At 67.2% G+C, this 941-nt stretch carries 1 protein-coding gene and 1 pseudogene; one reads left to right on the forward strand and one right to left on the reverse strand.

Translation table 11 applies throughout. The features are described from left to right. On the forward strand, positions 1 to 732 hold a 732-nt coding region (bhcR, locus tag EN932_RS36965; RefSeq protein WP_164890883.1), incomplete at its 5' end, for an HTH-type transcriptional regulator BhcR. Here bhcR and EN932_RS36970 read toward each other — a convergent pair. Next, positions 733 to 941: pseudogene (locus EN932_RS36970) on the reverse strand (hypothetical protein); the annotation flags it as partial.

The raw sequence follows: 941 nt of genomic DNA on the forward strand, positions 1-941 counted from the left end.
CTGCGGATCCTGGCCATTGTCGCGGAAGGCAGCGGCCTGTCGCTAAGCGAAATATCGGCGCAGAGCGGGCTTGCCGCCTCCACCGCCTACCGCATGCTGACGACGCTGCAAAACCACGGAATGGTCGAATTCGACACATCAGACCAGTTGTGGTCGATCGGCGTCGAGACCTACCGTATGGGCGCGGCCTTCCTGCGCCGCCGCAAGCTGGTCGACCGCGCGCGTGTCGTCATGCAGGAGCTGATGGAGAGAACCGGCGAGACCGCCAATCTCGGCGTCGCCGAGGACGATTGCGCGGTCTTCGTCAGCCAGGTCGAGACGCATCAGGCGATCCGCGCCTTCTTCCGGCCGGGCACGCGCAGCCCCTTCCATGCGTCGGGCATCGGCAAGGCGGTGCTGGCGCATCTCGAGCCGGAGCGCGTCGGAACCATGCTGCGCAAGGCAGGCCTGCAGCGCTTCACCGACAGGACGCTGTCCGACATTTCGGCGCTTGCCCACGATCTGGCGCGGATCAAGCTGCGCGGCTGGTCGGTCGACGACGAGGAGCGGCACCCCGGCATGCGTTGCGTGGCAGCCGCCATCTTCAACGAATTCGGCGAGCCGATCGGCGGCGTTTCGGTGTCAGGGCCGACGGTGCGGGTGACGCCGGAGCGGCTGGCCGAGATCGGCCCGCTGGTGCGCGATGCGGCAGCCGAGGTGACCAGGATGATCGGTGGCGTGCGAGCCGACTGATCAGCCCGCCCCGGGCAGCGCGCTCCTGGTCGCGATATCAAAGAAATCGAGAAGGATGGCCATGCCGACGCCGCAGGCGGTGAATATCAGGCCGGCCATGAAGATGCGGTTGGCGCGTTCAGAGATGCGCCGCTGCAGGCATTTCGTGTGGAGCAGCAGCGAGAGCGCCCGCATCTGCAAGGCAATGCCGGCCAGGATCGGCAGGACGG

The organism is Mesorhizobium sp. M7A.F.Ca.US.002.01.1.1, assembly GCF_004022955.1.
GTDB classification, from domain to species: Bacteria; Pseudomonadota; Alphaproteobacteria; order Rhizobiales; family Rhizobiaceae; genus Mesorhizobium; species Mesorhizobium ciceri.